Source organism: Streptomyces sp. NPDC028991 (assembly GCF_055564775.1).
Map to the genome: position 1 here is coordinate 145,322 of NZ_JBVHVP010000004.1, position 16,515 is coordinate 161,836.

The following is a 16,515-nucleotide window of genomic DNA, read 5'->3' on the forward strand; positions in this document are numbered from 1 at the left end:
GGGCGCCACCGATTAAAAGCGGACGTAGGCCGCTTTACCGTCGGCGCCACCTGCGACGGCGGCCCTTGCTGAAGAACCATCCGGCGGGCGGCTCGTCGGAGCGCCACGGCTGCGGCTCGGGCTGCTCGCGGCTCCATCGGGCGGCGAGCATCCGGGCGCGGGCCGACGGCTCGGAGGTTCCGGCGTCCCGTACGAACTCCTCGTCCAGGACGAGGCCGTCCCAGGCGTCGTCACCGGCGCCGTCCGTGGTGCCTGACCCGGTGACGTTGCCGGCGCCGTGCCCGGTGGCGTCCCCGGTGCCGTGCCCGGTGGCGTCCCCGGCATCGTCCTCCGGCTGTCCGCGGCCGTTCTGCTGAGGTGTCTGACCCGCCATCCCGGTTCCTCCCAGCCCTGCGGTCCCCCGTGTCTCCCCCATGCGTTTCCCGGCCCAGTGTGCCCGCGCCGGGGTGAAGGCCCCGTCAGGAACGGGGCCTTGACCGCGTCACTCCTCCCCGGCGAGCGTGAGCGACCGCAGCTTCTGGCCCGCGTACCAGGTCGCGAGCACGGTGACCCCGGCGAGCAGCACCGTCGCGGTGGGCAGGCCGACATCGGAGGTCACCAGGTTCCCGTCGGCGACCTTCTGGGCCACCGCCAGCGACCACTGCTGGACGCTCAGGGTGCGGGCGCCGGGCACCAGGGAGCCGAACAGGGCCTCCCAGACGAGGGCGTAGACCAGGCCGAAGACCACCGCGTGCCGGGACACCGTGCCCAGCAGCAGGAACAGCGCGGCGTAGGCGATGGAGGCGACCAGCGCGGCGATGGTGTAGGCGACGGCGACCTGCTGGCCGTTGCCGTTGAGGATCAGGCCGGCGAGCAGGGTGGGCACGGCGGAGAAGACCATCGTCACGGCGATGGCGACGATGAGCTTGGTGAAGATGATCGTCGGTCGCTTGATCGGCTTGGACAGCAGGTACACCACCGAGCCGTCGTCGATCTCGGGGCCGATGGCACCGGTGCCGGCGATCACGCCGATGATCGGCACCATGGTGGCCAGGGCGAATCCGCCCAGCACGTCCGCCGCGGTCTGGTCGTCGGCGCCGGCGAGGGCGCGCACCGCCACGGCGATGACGAGCAGCAGCAGGGGCAGCGCGCCCAGGATGAGGGCCCGGCGGCGGCCGAGCAGGGCTCGGTAGGTGAGCCTGGCGACTGTGGGGTCGTACATTCTTCGGCCTCCTACGCCGCGACGAGATACGAGAAGACGGACTCGAGGGACTCGTCGGACGGCGAGACCGTGAGCAGCCGGATGCCGTGGTCGCGGGCGACCTGCGGCAGCAGGGCCGTGAACCGGCCGAAGTCGACGGCCTGGACGCGCAGTGCGCCTTCGGCGAGGTCGACCTCGATGCCGGACGTCGACGGATCGGCGATGAGCGCCGCCGCGAGGGCCCGGTCGTCGCTGGAGCGCACCAGGTAGCGGTGCGGCCGGTCGGTCATCAGGCGGCGGATCTTGCGGAAGTCGCCGCTGGCCGCGTGCCGTCCGGCGACGATGACCTCGATGTGCCAGGCGAGCTGTTCGACCTCCTCGAGGATGTGCGAGGAGAACAGCACTGTGCGGCCCTCGTCGCCCATGCGCCGCAACAGGTCCATCAGCTGCATGCGCTGGCGCGGGTCCATGCCGTTGAACGGCTCGTCCAGCAGGAGCAGCGAGGGGCTGTGGACGAGGGCGCTCGCCATCTTCACGCGCTGCCGCATGCCCTTGGAGTACGTGGCGATCTTCCGGTCCTGCGCGTACTCCATCTCGACCGTGGCGAGCGCTTCGTGGGCCGCCTTGGCGCCGAGGCCGTGCAGTTCGGCGTTGGCGAGGACGAACTCGCGGCCGGTGAGGAAGTCGTACATCGCCTCGCGCTCGGGGACGATGCCGATGTGCTTGTAGATGGCCTCGTTGCGCCAGGTCGGCTGTCCGTCGAGGGTGACGGTGCCGGTGGAGGGGGCGAGGAAGCCGCCCATCATGTTGATGAGGGTGGACTTTCCCGCGCCGTTGGGGCCGAGGAGGCCGGTGACGCCGGGGCCGATCGTCATGGTGATGTCGTTGACGGCGACCACGTTGCCGAACCAGCGGGAGACGTGGTCGATGTTCAGCGTGGTCACAGTCCCACCTTCTTGTAGCGGCGCACCAGCAGGCCGTAGGCGCCGGCGATGAGGCCCAGGGTGACGAGGACGTAGACCGCGCCCTCGCCGTTGCTCGGGCCGACCCCGCCGGGAAAGGCCGAGGTGGCGCCCAGGAAGGCGGACTGCACGCCGTCGATGAGGGTGATCGGCGAGAACAGTCCGATCCAGGCGACGGACCCGGAGCTGCCCTGGACGTCCGCGATGGCCTGGAGTGTGGAGACCGCGCCGTAGGTGATGGTGAGGACGGCGATGACGGCCGCGATGCCGAAGCCGCGGCGCGGGGTGACCGACGCGACGACCAGGCCGAGGCCGGCGAAGAGCAGCGAGAGCAGTGCCACGGAGACGAGTCCCTGTGCGAACCCCTTGGTCTGGTCCGCGAAGTCGAGTTTGGCGAGCAGCGCGCCCACATAGAGCACCAGCAGGGGTGCGGCGGTGAGGATGAACAGGGCCGAGGCCAGTGACGCGAACTTGGCGCGGACGTAGTCGGCCGTCTCGATCGGCCGCGAGAAGTACAGCGGCACGGTCTTGAAGCGCAGGTCGCGGGAGACCGACTGGGGGGCCTGCGAGGCGACGTAGAGGCTGATGACGGCCTGCAGGACGATCGCGTAGCGCGTGTAGTCCAGGGGCAGGTCGTTCGCCTTGGTGGCGACGGCGACGGCGACCATGATGGCCGCGGGCAGGCACATCACGACGAAGAGCAGCATCGGCAGCACCTTGGACTTGGCCGAGCGGCCGAGGCCGTAGGCGCCGCGCAGGGACTGCGAGTACAGCGAGCGGCGGGCGTAGGCGCGGCCGAGGCGGGGGCCGTCGTAGCTGCGGTAGCCGATATTGTGGATGCGGGTCTGGTCGCCCGGGACCGTGGCTGTGGGCTGTTCAGCTGCCATGGCCGACCGCCTCCTTCCGTTCTGCGTCGCTGTCCTGGAAGACCTCCGAGATGTGGTGCCGGCGCTGCTCCATGCGCACCAGGCCGAGGCCGAGGTCGGCGATGACGTCTCTGACCAGGTCGTAGGTTTCTTCGCCCGCCGCGGTGAGCAGCAGGACGTGGCCGGCGCCGGGCAGGCCGCTGCCGTCCTGGACGGTGACCCCGCGCGCGTCGAGCGCCTCGCGCACCGCGCGGGTGCCGTCGGGGTGCGCGTCGGTGTCGGTGACCTCGATCGCGAGGGTCGTGGTGCTCTGGGTGAAGTCCGTGGTGGAGCTGGAGCGCAGCAGCTTGCCGCCGTCCACGACGACGACGTGGTCGCAGGTGCGTTCCAATTCGCCCAGTAGGTGCGAGGTGACCAGGACCGAGATGCCGAAGTCGGTGTGGATGCGGCGGATGAGGCCGAGCATCTCGTCGCGGCCGACCGGGTCGAGACCGTTGGTCGGCTCGTCGAGGAAGACCAGCTGCGGGTCGTGCACGAGGGCCTGCGCGAGCTTCACGCGCTGCTTCATGCCGGTCGAGTAGCCGCCGATGGGCCGGTAGCGCTCCTCGTACAGGCCGACGTGGCGCAGGGTGTCGGCCGTGCGTTCGCGGGCGGCGGTGGGCGGCAGGCCGGACATGCGTGCCATGTGGACGACGAACTCGGTGGCCGAGACGTCGGGCGGCAGGCAGTCGTGTTCCGGCATGTAGCCGACTCGCTCGCGGATGTCGGCGCCCTTGGTGGCGACATCGAGTCCGAGCACTTCGGCCCGGCCCTCGGTAGCGGGAGACAGACCCAGCAGGATCTTGATCAGGGTGGATTTGCCGGCGCCGTTGGCACCGACGAGTCCGGTCACACCGGGTCCGACGTCCACGGAGAGCCGGTCGAGCGCGGTCACCCGGGGGAACCGCTTGCTCAGGCTTTCGGTCGCGATCACAGTCACACCCATGACAGTAGTGACGGGCGCCACTGCGGTCGTCAGACCGGAGAGCCGTCTTGGAGTCAGACTCGAGTAGTACGGGCCCGTAGGGGATGCCGTGCCTGAGAGCTACGGAAGGGTCTTCCGGGATCCTGTGCCCGCCCCTGCGCCCGCCCCTGCGCCCGCCCCTGTGTCCCACCCTATTGACGCGGGGTCTAACAACTGGGAGATTCGGCGACGTCACGTTACGGGTGAGTAGCCCGGTCGGCACGGACCGCGCCCGACTCGAGGGCGGGTGGACGGACCGACGGGCGGAACGGGGTGGCATGACGACGGCAGTGACAGCGGAACTCCGCACGGAACTGCGGGGATTCCGGCGGGTGCAGCGTCTCGCCTACGGGTGCGCCGAGGCCGTGGCGGCCCGGCTGGAGCCGGGGGTGACCGAGCGCGAGGCGGCCCGCATGCAGCGCGAGTGGCTGCGGGAGCGCGGTGTACGGGACTGGTTCCACCTGCCCTTCGCCTGGTTCGGCGACCGCACCGCGTTCACGGACTTCCGCGTTCCGCTGCAGTTCTTTCCCACGGGACGCCGACTGGAGCCGGGCATGCCGTTCATCCTGGACCTGGCCCCGGTGTACGAGGGTTTCACCGCCGACGTCGGCTACTCCGGTTCGCTCGGCCCCAACCCCGTGCAGCGGCGGCTGATGGCCGACCTGGAGGCGCACCGCGAGCTGATCCTGCGCGAGGTGCGCGAACGCCGTCCGCTGCGGGAGATCTACGAGGACGTGGACCGGCTCATGGTCCGCCAGGGCTATGCGAACCGGCACCGCGCCTACCCCTTCGGCGTGATCGCCCACAAGGTGGACCGGGTCCGGGAGCGACGCCTGTCGCCACGACTGTTCGGATTCGGCACGCAGTCACTGAAGGGCCTGGCGAGCGACGCGCTGCACGGTCACCGCGAGGGCTGGTCTCCGCTGTGGTCGCCGTACCGCTTCTCCGACCACCCGCCCCGGCCGGGCCTGTGGGCGGTCGAACCCCACCTCGGTTTCCGGGGCACGGGTGCCAAGTTCGAGGAGATCCTGGTCGTCACCGACTCCACGGATCCCGAGCAGAGCGCCTTCTGGCTGGACGACGATCTGCCGCACGTGCGGCACTGGGCGGAGGAGAAATGACGGTGCTGGACGGTGCGCGGGAGCGCTGGGTGCGCACGGGCGGGGTCGAGCTGTGCGTGGCCGAACTGGGCGACCCGCAGCAGCCCACGGTCGTCCTGGTGCACGGGTACCCGGACAGCAAGGAGGTCTGGTCCGAGGTCGCCACCCGTCTCGCCGACCGCTTCCACGTGGTCCTCTACGACGTCCGGGGCCACGGCCGGTCCACCGCGCCGAGCCCGTTGCGCGGCGGGTTCACGCTGGAGAAGCTGACGGACGACTTCCTGGCAGTGGCGGACGCCGTCAGCCCCGGTCGGCCCGTACACCTGGTGGGCCACGACTGGGGCTCGGTGCAGGCCTGGGAGTTCGTCACGGTCAGGCGCACCGAGGGGCGCATCGCCTCCTTCACCTCGATGTCGGGGCCGTCCCTCGACCACTTCGGGCACTGGATCAACAAACGTCTCAAGCGCCCCACCCCGCGCCGGATCGGACAGCTCCTCGGGCAAGGGGCCAAGTCCTGGTACGTCTACCTGCTGCACACGCCCGTGCTGCCCGAACTGGCCTGGCGCGGCCCCCTGGGGAAGCGCTGGCCGGGCATCCTGCGACGCGTCGAGAAGGTGCCCGGCGGTGACTACCCGACCCCGTCCCTGCCGTCGGACGCCGCGCACGGGGCGTGGCTGTACCGGGACAACGTCCGGCCCCGGCTGCGCCGACCGCGCCAGGACGCCTACGCGCACGCGCCCGTACAGCTCGTCACGCCGCTCGGCGACGCGTTTCTGTCGGAGCGGCTCTACGACGAGCTGGAGCTGTGGGCACCGCGACTGACCCGCCGCACGCTGCCGGCCAAGCACTGGGTGCCGCGCACCCGGCCGGACCGGCTGGCGGACTGGATCACGGAGTTCGTCACCGCCGTCGACGGCGGGCGGTCCGAGGTCGCCGCCGGCGGGAAGCACGCCGACCGCTTCGGTGGACAGCTGGTGCTGGTCACCGGCGCGGGCAACGGCATCGGGCGGGCTACGGCGTTCGCGTTCGCCGAGGCCGGTGCGCGCGTGGTGGCCGTCGACCGGGACGCCGAGGCCGCCGCCCGCACCGCGGAACTGTCCCGGCTGATCGGTGCGCCGGCGGCCTGGGCGGAGACCGTCGACGTCTCCGACGAGCAGGCCATGGAGAAGCTCGCGGCCAAGGTCGCCGCCGAGTACGGCGTGGTGGACGTCCTGGTGAACAACGCCGGGATCGGCATGTCCGGGTCCTTCTTCGACACCACTCCGGAGGACTGGAAGAGGGTTCTCGATGTCAATCTGTGGGGCGTGATCCACGGGTGCCGCCTGTTCGGCAGGCAGATGGCCGAACGCGGGCAGGGCGGCCACATCGTCAACACCGCCTCGGCGGCGGCCTTCCAGCCCTCCAGAGCGCTGCCCGCCTACAGCACGTCCAAGGCGGCCGTGCTGATGCTGAGCGAGTGTCTGCGCGCGGAGCTGGCCGGGCAGGGGATCGGTGTCACGGCGATCTGCCCCGGTCTCGTCAACACCAACATCACCTCCACGGCGCACTTCGCGGGGGCCGACGCCGACGAGGAGAAGCGCCGGCAGCGCCGCACGGCGCGGTTGTACGGGCTGCGCAACTACCCGCCGGAGAAGGTGGCCGACGCCGTCCTGGAAGCGGTCGTCCGCGACAGGGCCCTGGTCCCGGTGACGCCGGAGGCACGGGGCGCCCACCTCATGTCCCGCTTCTTCCCGTGGGCGTTGAGGCGGCTCGCACGTGTGAAGCCACCGCTTTAGTTTCCACAGAAGGACCCAACCAGCCTGTGGATAACTCCACTTGACTGTGGATCAAACCTCGACGGCAAAACCGATCGCGTGACGCGTGTCTCTCTCGGCAGGCTTGCTCCATGCAACAGGAACACGGGCCGGAACACGGGCAGCGCCATCTGGACGACAGACGCTGCCGCCACGCACGGCTTCCGCTTCACCCGCGCGGAGCTCGACCACATGGTCGCCACGAACGACAAACGGCGCTTCGCGATCGAGGGAACGTGCCGTCACGGTACCTGCGCTTTCCCGTTCGCCACTGAGCCTGCATGATCGGTGGCATGGAGCAGTTGCCCAGCACTCAGGCCGCCGTCACCGCTCTCCGCGCCATCGCCACGGAGTACGCGCTGGAGATCGAGGTCACCGACGACATCGGCGCCGACCAGACCTCCCGCCGGAGCGCTGTGGGCGTTGGGGTGATCACCGACGCCGACGGCTCCCTCCCTCACGAGGCCTTCGTCGAGTTCGGCGGAGTGCCCCGGGTGAGCGTCCGGCTCTTCCCCGAGGGCGATGCCTTGATCACCGTCGAGGGCGTGGAGTGCCCAGACGTCCCGCGCGAGGACGTACCCGCCTTCCTGCGCTCCGTCTTCGGCGGCCTCGCCTTCGTCAAGGGCCGCCGCTTTCCGCCCGGCTACCGTCTGATCGTGCCGCTGCCGGGCGATCGCGCGCACAAGGAGTTCGTGCCGATGACCTTCCTCTCCCCGTGGCTGAGCAGTCGCGTGCGGTGACGGCGGTGGCCGTTTCACGTGAAACCGGAGTCGGCGGCATAGGCTCGGAGGCATGAGTCTGCGTCTGAGCACCGTGATCCTCCCGTACCGCCGTTGGCACGAAGGCGGCCGTTCGACCTGGATGCGTGCCGAGCAGCTCGGTTTCCACACCGCGTACACCTACGACCACCTGTCCTGGCGCAGCTTCCGGGACGGCCCGTGGTTCGGTGCCGTGCCAACGCTCACCGCTGCCGCGGCCGTCACCGATCGGCTGCGCCTGGGCACACTGGTGACTTCCCCGAACTTCCGGCACCCGGTGACACTCGCCAAGGAGTTGATCTCCCTCGACGACATCTCCGGCGGTCGGATCACGCTCGGTATAGGAGCCGGCGGCACCGGCTTCGACGCCACCGCCCTCGGCCAGGAGCCGTGGACGCCGCGCGAGCGGGCCGACCGGCTCGCCGAGTTCCTCCCGCTGCTCGACCGATTGCTGACCGAGGACGCCGTGTCGTACGAGGGCGACTACTACTCGGCGCACGAGGCGCGCAACATCCCGGGCTGTGTACAGCGGCCCCGACTGCCGTTCGCCGTGGCCGCGACCGGTCCGCGCGGGCTGCGGCTCGCCGCGCGGTACGGACAGGCGTGGGTGACCACCGGCGACCCGAAGCTGTACGAGAACGGCACACCCGAGCAGTCGGACCGGGCCCTTCGGGAGCAGAGCGACAAACTGGCCGACGCCTGCGCCGCGATCGGCCGCGAGGCGAGTGAGCTGGACAGGGTCCTGCTCACCGGCTTCACACCGGACCGCAGCCGGCCACTGGAGTCCGTGAACGCGTTCGTGGACTTCGCGGGCCGACACCGCGATCTGGGCTTCACGGAACTCGTCGTCCACTGGCCGATCCCCGACTCGGACTTCACGGCGGACGAGAAGATCTTCGAGCGGATCGCCATGGAGGCACTGGCGCAACTGAAGCAATGAGAGCCGTAACTCACAGATGTGCAGACTCGCGCACGATCGTGCAGGCATATGCGTGACAATGACCGGGTGACCTCAGCGACCCGACAGCCCGAGCCCCCGGCCGCCGCCACCCGCCCGCGGCTCATCGCCACCGACCTCGACGGCACGCTCCTGCGCGACGACAAGTCGGTCTCACCTCGCACGGTCGCCGCGCTCGCCGCCGCCGAGAAGGCGGGCATCGAGGTCTTCTTCGTCACCGGCCGCCCCGCCCGCTGGATGGACGTCGTCAGTGCCCATGTCCACGGTCACGGCCTCGCCATCTGCGGTAACGGCGCCGCCGTCGTCGACCTGCACGGCGGCCCCGGCACCCACCGGTTCGTGAAGGTCCGGGAGCTGGCCCGGGACAACGCGCTCGACGCGGTACGGCTGCTGCGCGAGGCGGCGCCCGGCACGGTGTACGCGGTCGAGCAGACGTACGGCTTCCACCAGGAGCCTGCGTATCCCAAAATGCACATGGAGGTCCCCGACGGCCTTCTGCCCGCCGAGGAGCTCTTGGCGCCGGGCGGTCGTGCCGCCACCGAGCCGGTCCTCAAGATCCTGGCCTTCCATCCCGAGCTGGACCCCGACGGCTTCCTCACGGTGGCCCGCCTAGCGATCGGCGACCGCGCCAACGTCACCCGCTCCAGCCCGAGCGCCCTGCTGGAGATCAGCGGTCCGGAGGTATCCAAGGCCAGCACGCTCGCCCTGTGCTGCGCCGAGCGCGGTATCTCGCACGAGGAGGTCGTCGCCTTCGGTGACATGCCGAACGACGTCGAGATGCTCACCTGGGCGGGGCGGTCGTACGCGATGGGCAACGCTCACCCGGACGTGATCGCCGCCGCGTCGGGGCGGACGGTCGCCAACAACGACGACGGGGTGGCGGTCGTGATCGAGCGGATGCTCACGGACCTCCCCTAGGGACGCCCCGCGGTCCCAGGCCCGGCAGCGCGTCCCGGCCCCCCGGAGCACACTCCCACAGGACTCCTGGCCCGTCAGAGCGGCACTCCGCGCTGTGACAGCCACGGCACCGGGTCCAGCGCCGAGCCCGTCTCCGGAGTGATCCGTACCTCGAAGTGCAGGTGCGGGCCGGTGGAGTTGCCGGTGCTGCCCGACTGTCCGACCCACTGGCCGGGGCGGACCCGGTCACCCTGGTCGACGGCGACAGCGGCGAGATGGGCGTACTGCGTGTAGTAGCCGCCCGCGTGCTGGATCACGACCTGGATGCCGAAGGCGCCGCCGCACGACACCTTCACCACCCGGCCCGTACCGACCGACCGCACCGGTGTCCCGACCGGCACCGCGAAGTCCTGGCCGGTGTGCCGGTTCGCCCACCGCGTCCCACCGCTGCCGAAGGACGCCGACAGCTCGTACGCATCCACCGGCGCCACCCAGGACCGGCTGCGGCGCACGTCCGGCTGGTCGGGACGGACCGCGCCGGGACACGAACCAGCCGCGACCGAGGCGTCCGCCTGTCCTTCCAGCCGCGACCGTGCCGCCTCCAGCTTCTTCTCGATCTTCTTCTTCAGCTCCGCCAGACCGACGTTGCGCTCCTCCAGCGCCTGCCAGGCCGCCTGTGCCTCGGCCTCGTCGGCGGCGAGCCGCGCCTCGGCCCGCAGGCTCCTGCCGATGGCGTTGTTCACGGCCAGGTCCGCGCGGGAGACCGCCCGCTGACCACGCATCAGCTCGTCGGGGTCGTCGGCGAGGATCATCTGCGCGGTGAGCGGAAGCCCGCCGCCGCTGCGGTACTGGGCGCGGGCGATCCGCCCCAGGTCCTCGTGCATGGTGTCGATCTTCTGCCGCTGCCGGTCGAGTCGCCTCTCGTACTCGAGGGCCTTGGACCGCTGGGCCTCGGCCTCGCGCCGTCCGTCCTCGTACTGCTGGGTGGCCTTGGCCGCGTCCTCGTACAGCCGCGCCACCTGCGGGCCGAGTGCGGACCCGGAGCCGCCGTCCTCGTGCGTGCCGCCGGCGGGCCGGGCCGCGAGCACGGCGAGTGCGCACAGCAACACCGGGACAAGCAGCGGACGGCGGCGAGGTGAGCGCATGTCAGCGATCGTGGACCGGACGGGGGCGCACGGTCTTGTCCAGGTCGTACGAGTGGGGGACCGGTTGCTGCACTCGGCTCAGTGCGGCTGCTGCACATGGGGCAACGCCGCGCGTCGGCAGCGCTCAGTACGGTGCCTCCCACAACACCGTCGTGCCGGTGCCGTCCGCCCCGATGCCCGGGCCGAGCCGGCTGGTGCCGCCGACGGTCTCGGCGCGGCGCTCGCGGTCCTCGGCACCGCGAGTCGCTCCCGGTCGCGCTGGGCGTCGGCCATCATCAGCGCCAGCGCGGCCTGCGAGGCGAACCGGTCGCCGAGCGCGCGCTCCGTCCTCGTGAACGGGCGCTCCCCCCGGGCGCGGGGCATGACGAGGCTCCCGAGGACCCGCCCGTCCCGGCGCAGGGGCAGGGGCAGGGGCAGGGGCAGGGGCAGGATCGGTCCGTACGCGCGCACCGGTCCGGCCTCCAGGCGCGGGTCGGACGCGGCGTCGTCCAGGAACACGGGTCGGCCTGCGAGGAGTTCGGCGGCGATGCCGTTCTCGGGCGGGATGACCATGCCCAGAGCCTTCGTGGGACGCTCCGCCGCCACGGCCGCGATCTCCAGGCCGCCCCCGTCGGCCGGCAGCAGCACGATGCCGGCGGTCGCCCCGGAGAGCCGGCGGGCCTGGTCGGCGACGACCTGGAGGGCGTCGTCGACGTCGCCGCCGGACAGCAGCGCGGTGGTCACGGCGACCGACCCGTCGATCCAGCGCTCCCGCTGCTGGGCGGCCTCGTACAAACGCGCGTTGCCGATGGCGATACCGGCTTCCGTGGCCAGGACGCGGACCATGGCCAGGTCGTAGTCGTTGAACGGCTCTCCCGCGTGCTTGTCCGTCAGGTAGAGGTTGCCGCAGACCTCGCCCTGTACGTGGATGGGGACGCCGAGCAAGCCGCGCATCGGCGGGTGGTGCTCGGGGAACCCGCACGAGCGCGGGTCTTCCCTCAGGTCCGTGAGCCGGACCGGCTCCGGGTCTCGGATGAGGGCGCCCAGGAGGCCTTTGCGGCCGTCGGGCAGGTGGCCGATGTGTCGCGCTCCAGTCCGCTGCCGACGGACCGCATCGCGTCCAGCAGTTTCGGCGCCCGTGCCAGGAACTCGGCCGAGACCCCCTCGCGGTGCGGCGGGGGGCCGGGAAGCGGTGCTGGGGGCATGACCCGAGCCTAATGAGACCTTTTCATCAGGGAAAGTCTGATTCGCGGAGTAATTCACAAGGCCTCAGCACGGTTCTGCCGGTCACCGTGCTCCCACCAGCAGCTCCGACGCGGCCTCCCGCTCCGCCATCGCCCGCAGCGGCCCCGGCACCGCGGCCAGCTCCGCGTACGTTCCCCGCTGCGCGACCCGGCCCTCGTCCAGGACGATCACCTCGTCCACGGCCGCCAGACCCGCCAGCCTGTGCGTGATCAGCAGGGTGGTCCGGCCCTCGGTGACGGCCAGCAGATCGGCGGTGAGCGCGTCGGCGGTCGGCAGGTCGAGGTGCTCCGCGGGCTCGTCGAGCACCAGGACGGGGAAGTCGGCGAGCAGCGCCCGGGCGAGTGCCAGCCGCTGCCGCTGCCCGCCGGACAACCGTGCCCCGTGCTCCCCGACCAACGTGTCCAGGCCGTTGGGCAGGCTGTCGGCCCAGTCCAGCAGCCGGGCCCGCCCCAGCGCGTCGCGCAGCTCGCCCTCGGTGGCGTCCTTCCTGGCCAGGAGCAGATTCTCGCGCACCGAACTGTCGAACAGGTGCGCGTCCTGGGCACACAGCCCGACGAGCCGCCGTACGTCGTCGCCGGCCAGGGCATAGGCGTCCACACCCGCCAGCGTGTAGGAACCCGCCCCCGCGTCGAGGAATCGCAGCAGTACCTGGGCCAGTGTCGTCTTGCCGGACCCGGACGGCCCGACCACGGCGATGCGGCGGCCCTCCGCCAGCGTCAGGTCGAATCCCGCAAGGGCGTCCCGGCCCTGCCCGGCGTGCCGGGCGGCCATTCCCTTGAGAACGACCGGGAACGGCGACGCGGGCGCCTGCCGGGGCGTCTCCGGCTCCCTTACGGGCTCGGAGGCGTCGAGCACCTCGTACACCCGCTCGGCGCTCCTGTGCACGCGCTGGCGGTACTGCACGGCCGACGGCAGCCCGAGCACGGCCTCGAAGGCCGCCAGCGGGGTGAGCACGACGACGGCCATGGCCACGCCGGCGAGCCTGCCGTCGGCGACCGCCTGGATCCCGACGAGGGCGGCCCCGGCGACGGTCAGGCCGGAGATCAGCGCGGTGAGCCCGTCACCCAACGCGGTGGCGGTGGCCGCGCGCGAAGCGATCCAGGTGAGCGTGCCGTCGGCCCGGCGCGCCTCGGCGGCCCGCGCGGGCAGAGCGCCGGCGACGGTCAGTTCGGCGGTGCCGGTGAGCAGGTCGGTCACCCTGGTGGCGAGCACGCCTCGGGCGGGGGCCAGCCTGCGCTCGGCCCGCCGTGCCACCGCGCCGGTGACCAGCGGGACCCCGACTCCGGCCGCCAGCAGACCGACCGCGAGCACGACGCCGGCCTCCGGCAGCAGCCAGGCCGTGAATCCGACCGACGCGGCGGAGACGACGACTGCGGACGCGGCGGGCAGCAACCACCGCAGCCAGTAGTCCTGCAGGGCGTCGACGTCGGCGACGAGCCGGGAGAGAAGGTCGCCCCGGCGGCTGCGGCGAAGCCCCGCGGGTGCCAGCCGCTCGAGGCGCCGGTACACGGCGACCCGGGAGTCGGCCAGCATCCGCAGCACGGCGTCGTGCGACACGAGCCGCTCGGCGTAGCGGAACACGGCCCGCCCGATCCCGAAGGCGCGCGTCGCCGTCACGGCCATCATCAGATACAGCACCGGCGGCTGCTCGGAGGCCCGCGAGATGAGGTATCCGGAAGTGGCCATCAGACCGACGGCGCTGCCGAGCGCCAGGCTGCTGAGCAGCAGCGCGAGGACGAGCCGCCCGCGCCGGGCGCCGGACATCGCCCGCACCCTGGCGAGGGCGCCTCCTCCGGCGTGCGCCGAGGGGGCCGGGTCCTCAAGGGGAGCCTGAGCAGCGGCTCCAACGTCGTCGAGGGGGCGGGCAGCGGGCGCCACGGACCTACCGTCGGCCGCGGCAACGGGCGCCGGCTCCTCCAGCCGCACCACCCGGTCGGCCACCTCCAGCAGCGCGGGACGGTGAACCACCAGCAGCACCGTCCGCCCCTCCGCCAGCCTTCGCACGGCCGCCACGACCTCTGCCTCGGTGGCCCCGTCCAGGGCGGCCGTCGGCTCGTCGAGCAGCAGCACCGGCCGGTCCGCGAGGAACGCCCGGGCCAGCGCCAGCCGCTGCCGCTGACCGGCGGACAGCCCGGCACCGTCCTCCCCGAGCACGGTCCCCGTCGCCTCGGGCAGCGCGTCGACGAACTCCAGCGCGCCCGCGTCCCGCAGCGCCCGCCGTACGGCGGTGTCGTCGGCGTCGGGCCGGGCCAGCCGTACGTTCTCGGCAATGGTGCCGGCGTACAGGTGCGGGTGCTGCGGCACCCAGGCGACGCCGGCGTGCCACTGCGTCAGGTCGAGGGAGTCGAGGTCGGCTCCCCCGATACGCACTCGTCCGCCGGCCGGACGCACGAAGCCCAGGAGGGCGTTGAGGAGCGTCGACTTGCCCGCCCCGCTCGGGCCGACGAGCGCGACCGTCTCGCCGGGCTCGACGGTGAAGCTCACGTCCGTCACGGCGTCCGCCGCGCGGCCGGGATAGCGGACGGTCACGCCCTCGAAGGACAGCGCACCGTCCGTCGGCAGCGGGCCGGTCCCCGAGGCAGGTACGGGCCGCTCCAGCACCTCGAAGATCTCCTCGGCGGCGGCAAGCCCCTCTGCCGCCGCGTGGTACTGCGCCCCCACCTGTCGCAGCGGTAGATAGGCCTCGGGTGCCAGCACTAGGACCACCAGACCGTCGTACAGGGCCATGTCACCGTGGACGAGCCGCATACCGATGGTGACCGCGACGAGCGCCACGGAGAGCGTGGCGAGCAGTTCCAGCGCGAAGGACGACAGGAAGGCGATCCGCAGCGTCCGCATGGTCGCCTGCCGGTACTCGCCGGTGATGCGCTTGATCGACTCGGCCTGCGCCTTGGCCCGCCCGAAGACCTTCAGCGTCGGCAGACCCGCGACCACGTCCAGGAAGTGCCCGGACAGCCGGGACAGCAGCCGCCACTGGCGGTCCATCCGGGACTGTGTGGCCCAGCCGATCAACACCATGAAGATGGGGATGAGGGGCAGGGTGCCGACGATGATGGCCGCCGAGACCCAGTCCTCGGTGACGATACGGGCCAGCACCGCCACGGGTACGACCACCGCGAGACCCAACTGCGGCAGATAGCGCGAGAAGTAGTCGTCGAGGGCGTCGACTCCCCGGGTGGCCAGCGCAACCAGCGACCCGGTCCGCTGACCGCTGAGCCAGCCGGGACCGAGCGCGGTCGCCTTCTCCAGCAGCCGCCCCCGCAACTCCGACTTCACTGCCGCGCTCGCCCGGTGTGCGGCCAGCTCGGTGAGCCAGCCGACCAGCGCGCGGCCGCACGCGACAGCCACCAACAGCAGCAGGGGGGTGCGGAGTTCGGTGGTCGCCATACCGTGCTGGAAGGCACCCACCACCACCTCGGCGATGAGCATCGCCTGTGCGACGAGCAGCCCGGCGCCGACGGCGCCCAGGACGACGACCGCCGTCAGGAAGAACCTGGTGGCGCGGGCGTACCGCAGGAGACGTGGATCGATGGGTTTCACGTGAAACATGCCCTCCCGTCCGGAGGGTGTGTTTCACGTGGAACTTGATGCTGTTTCACGTGAAACACACCTTGCCCGGACTCAGTGCGCGGGTTCGGCGATGTGCTGGGTACCGATCCGCTTGCGGAACACCCAGTACGTCCAGCCCTGGTAGAGCACGACGACCGGCGTGGCAACCGCGGCCAGCCAGGTCATGATCTTGAGTGTGTAAGGGCTGGACGAGGCGTTGGTGACGGTGAGGCTCCAGTCCGCGTCGAGCGTGGACGGCATGACGTTCGGGAAGAGCGTCAGGAAGAGCATGGCCACGGCGGCCACGATGGTGACGCCGGACAGGGCGAACGACCACCCCTCCCGCCCGGCCTGGTTCGCCACCAGGGCGATCACCAGCGCGGCGACGGCCACCACGAGGGCGACCAGACTCGTGCCGTCCCCGCTGTCGACCTGCGTCCAGACCAGGAAGACCAGGGCGAGGACGGCGGTGACGAGACCTACGCGCATTGCCATGGTCCGGGCCCGCTCGCGAATCTCACCGACGGTCTTGAGCGCCGTGAACACCGTTCCGTGGAAGGTGAACAGCGTCAGCGTGACCAGGCCACCGAGAAGGGCGTACGGGTTGAGCAGGTCCCAGACGGAGCCGACGTACTCCAGGTCCCGGTCGATCTTCACGCCATGGACGATGTTGCCGAAGGCCACGCCCCACAGGAACGCGGGGATCAGCGAGGTCCAGAAGATCGCAGTCTCCCAGTTGCGCTGCCAGCGCTCCTCGGGCCGCTTCACGCGGTACTCGAACGCGACACCCCGGACGATCAGACAGACCAGGATGACGAGCAGAGGCAGGTAGAAGCCGGAGAAGAGTGTGGCGTACCACTCGGGGAAGGCGGCGAAGGTCGCACCGCCGGCCGTGAGCAGCCACACCTCGTTGCCGTCCCACACGGGGCCGATGGTGTTGATCAGCACCCGCTTCTCGGCCCGGTTCCGGGCGAGCAGCTTGGTGAGTACACCGACCCCGAAGTCGAAGCCCTCCAGGAAGAAGTAGCCGGTCCACAGGACGGCGATGAGAACGAACCAGACGTCGTGCAGTTCCATGAC

General features: G+C 71.4%; 12 protein-coding genes and 3 pseudogenes. 6 read left to right on the forward strand and 9 right to left on the reverse strand.

All coding sequences use genetic code 11. The features are described from left to right. Positions 1–34: 34 nt before the first annotated feature. The 5 genes and pseudogenes from ACZ4V1_RS10895 to ACZ4V1_RS10915 all read right to left on the reverse strand — a co-directional run. Positions 35–238: pseudogene (locus ACZ4V1_RS10895) on the reverse strand (SGM_3592 family protein); the annotation flags it as partial. Positions 239–481: 243 nt separating this feature from the next. Further along, on the reverse strand, positions 482–1,201 hold the full coding sequence (locus ACZ4V1_RS10900) for an ABC transporter permease subunit (protein ID WP_055422078.1): 720 nt from the start codon (positions 1,199–1,201) through the stop codon (positions 482–484). 11 nt (positions 1,202–1,212) lie between these two features. Next, positions 1,213–2,124, reverse strand: a complete 912-nt coding sequence (locus tag ACZ4V1_RS10905) for an ABC transporter ATP-binding protein (protein ID WP_468332651.1) — start codon at positions 2,122–2,124, stop codon at positions 1,213–1,215. Then, a complete protein-coding gene (locus tag ACZ4V1_RS10910; RefSeq protein ID WP_468332654.1) occupies positions 2,121–3,029 on the reverse strand; it encodes an ABC transporter permease in 909 nt (302 codons plus the stop codon). Before ACZ4V1_RS10910 ends, ACZ4V1_RS10905 begins: the two co-directional genes overlap by 4 nt. Further along, positions 3,019–3,993, reverse strand: a complete 975-nt coding sequence (locus ACZ4V1_RS10915; protein ID WP_468332656.1) for an ABC transporter ATP-binding protein — start codon at positions 3,991–3,993, stop codon at positions 3,019–3,021. The genes ACZ4V1_RS10910 and ACZ4V1_RS10915 overlap by 11 nt, the downstream gene beginning before the upstream one ends. Positions 3,994–4,289: 296 nt before the next feature. Between ACZ4V1_RS10915 and ACZ4V1_RS10920 the strand changes: the two genes are divergently transcribed. The 6 genes and pseudogenes from ACZ4V1_RS10920 to ACZ4V1_RS10945 all read left to right on the forward strand — a co-directional run bounded on the left by ACZ4V1_RS10920 (position 4,290) and on the right by ACZ4V1_RS10945 (position 9,538). Continuing rightward, a complete protein-coding gene (locus ACZ4V1_RS10920; RefSeq protein WP_468332659.1) occupies positions 4,290–5,132 on the forward strand; it encodes a M24 family metallopeptidase in 843 nt (280 codons plus the stop codon). Further along, entirely contained in the window at positions 5,129–6,886 is a 1,758-nt protein-coding gene (locus ACZ4V1_RS10925) for an SDR family oxidoreductase (RefSeq protein WP_468332662.1), read from the forward strand. Before ACZ4V1_RS10920 ends, ACZ4V1_RS10925 begins: the two co-directional genes overlap by 4 nt. Positions 6,887–7,048: 162 nt before the next feature. Further along, positions 7,049–7,141: pseudogene (locus tag ACZ4V1_RS10930) on the forward strand (RNA 2'-phosphotransferase); the annotation flags it as partial. A 44-nt stretch (positions 7,142–7,185) separates the two neighbouring features. Further along, positions 7,186–7,644, forward strand: a complete 459-nt coding sequence (locus ACZ4V1_RS10935) for a hypothetical protein (protein ID WP_468332665.1) — start codon at positions 7,186–7,188, stop codon at positions 7,642–7,644. A gap of 52 nt (positions 7,645–7,696) precedes the next feature. Beyond that, on the forward strand, positions 7,697–8,602 hold the full coding sequence (locus ACZ4V1_RS10940; protein WP_468332668.1) for an LLM class flavin-dependent oxidoreductase: 906 nt from the start codon (positions 7,697–7,699) through the stop codon (positions 8,600–8,602). Between the two features lie 48 nt (positions 8,603–8,650). Then, positions 8,651–9,538, forward strand: a complete 888-nt coding sequence (locus ACZ4V1_RS10945; RefSeq protein ID WP_468332671.1) for an HAD family hydrolase — start codon at positions 8,651–8,653, stop codon at positions 9,536–9,538. A 74-nt stretch (positions 9,539–9,612) separates the two neighbouring features. On the opposite strand, the gene ACZ4V1_RS10950 is transcribed toward ACZ4V1_RS10945, so the two are convergent. The 4 genes and pseudogenes from ACZ4V1_RS10950 to cydB all read right to left on the reverse strand — a co-directional run bounded on the left by ACZ4V1_RS10950 (position 9,613) and on the right by cydB (position 16,512). Then, positions 9,613–10,662, reverse strand: a complete 1,050-nt coding sequence (locus ACZ4V1_RS10950; protein ID WP_468332674.1) for a M23 family metallopeptidase — start codon at positions 10,660–10,662, stop codon at positions 9,613–9,615. A 211-nt stretch (positions 10,663–10,873) separates the two neighbouring features. After that, positions 10,874–11,846 (reverse strand): annotated as a pseudogene (locus tag ACZ4V1_RS10955) (GAF domain-containing protein); the annotation flags it as partial. Positions 11,847–11,928: 82 nt separating this feature from the next. Beyond that, positions 11,929–15,426 carry a thiol reductant ABC exporter subunit CydD gene (gene cydD, locus ACZ4V1_RS10960; protein WP_468333509.1) on the reverse strand — a complete coding sequence of 1,166 codons (3,498 nt, stop codon included), beginning with the start codon at positions 15,424–15,426 and terminating at the stop codon, positions 11,929–11,931. Between the two features lie 81 nt (positions 15,427–15,507). Further along, the gene (gene cydB, locus ACZ4V1_RS10965) at positions 15,508–16,512 is read right to left on the reverse strand and encodes a cytochrome d ubiquinol oxidase subunit II (RefSeq protein ID WP_468332677.1); all 1,005 of its coding nucleotides are present in this window, start codon (positions 16,510–16,512) and stop codon (positions 15,508–15,510) included. Positions 16,513–16,515: the final 3 nt, after the last annotated feature.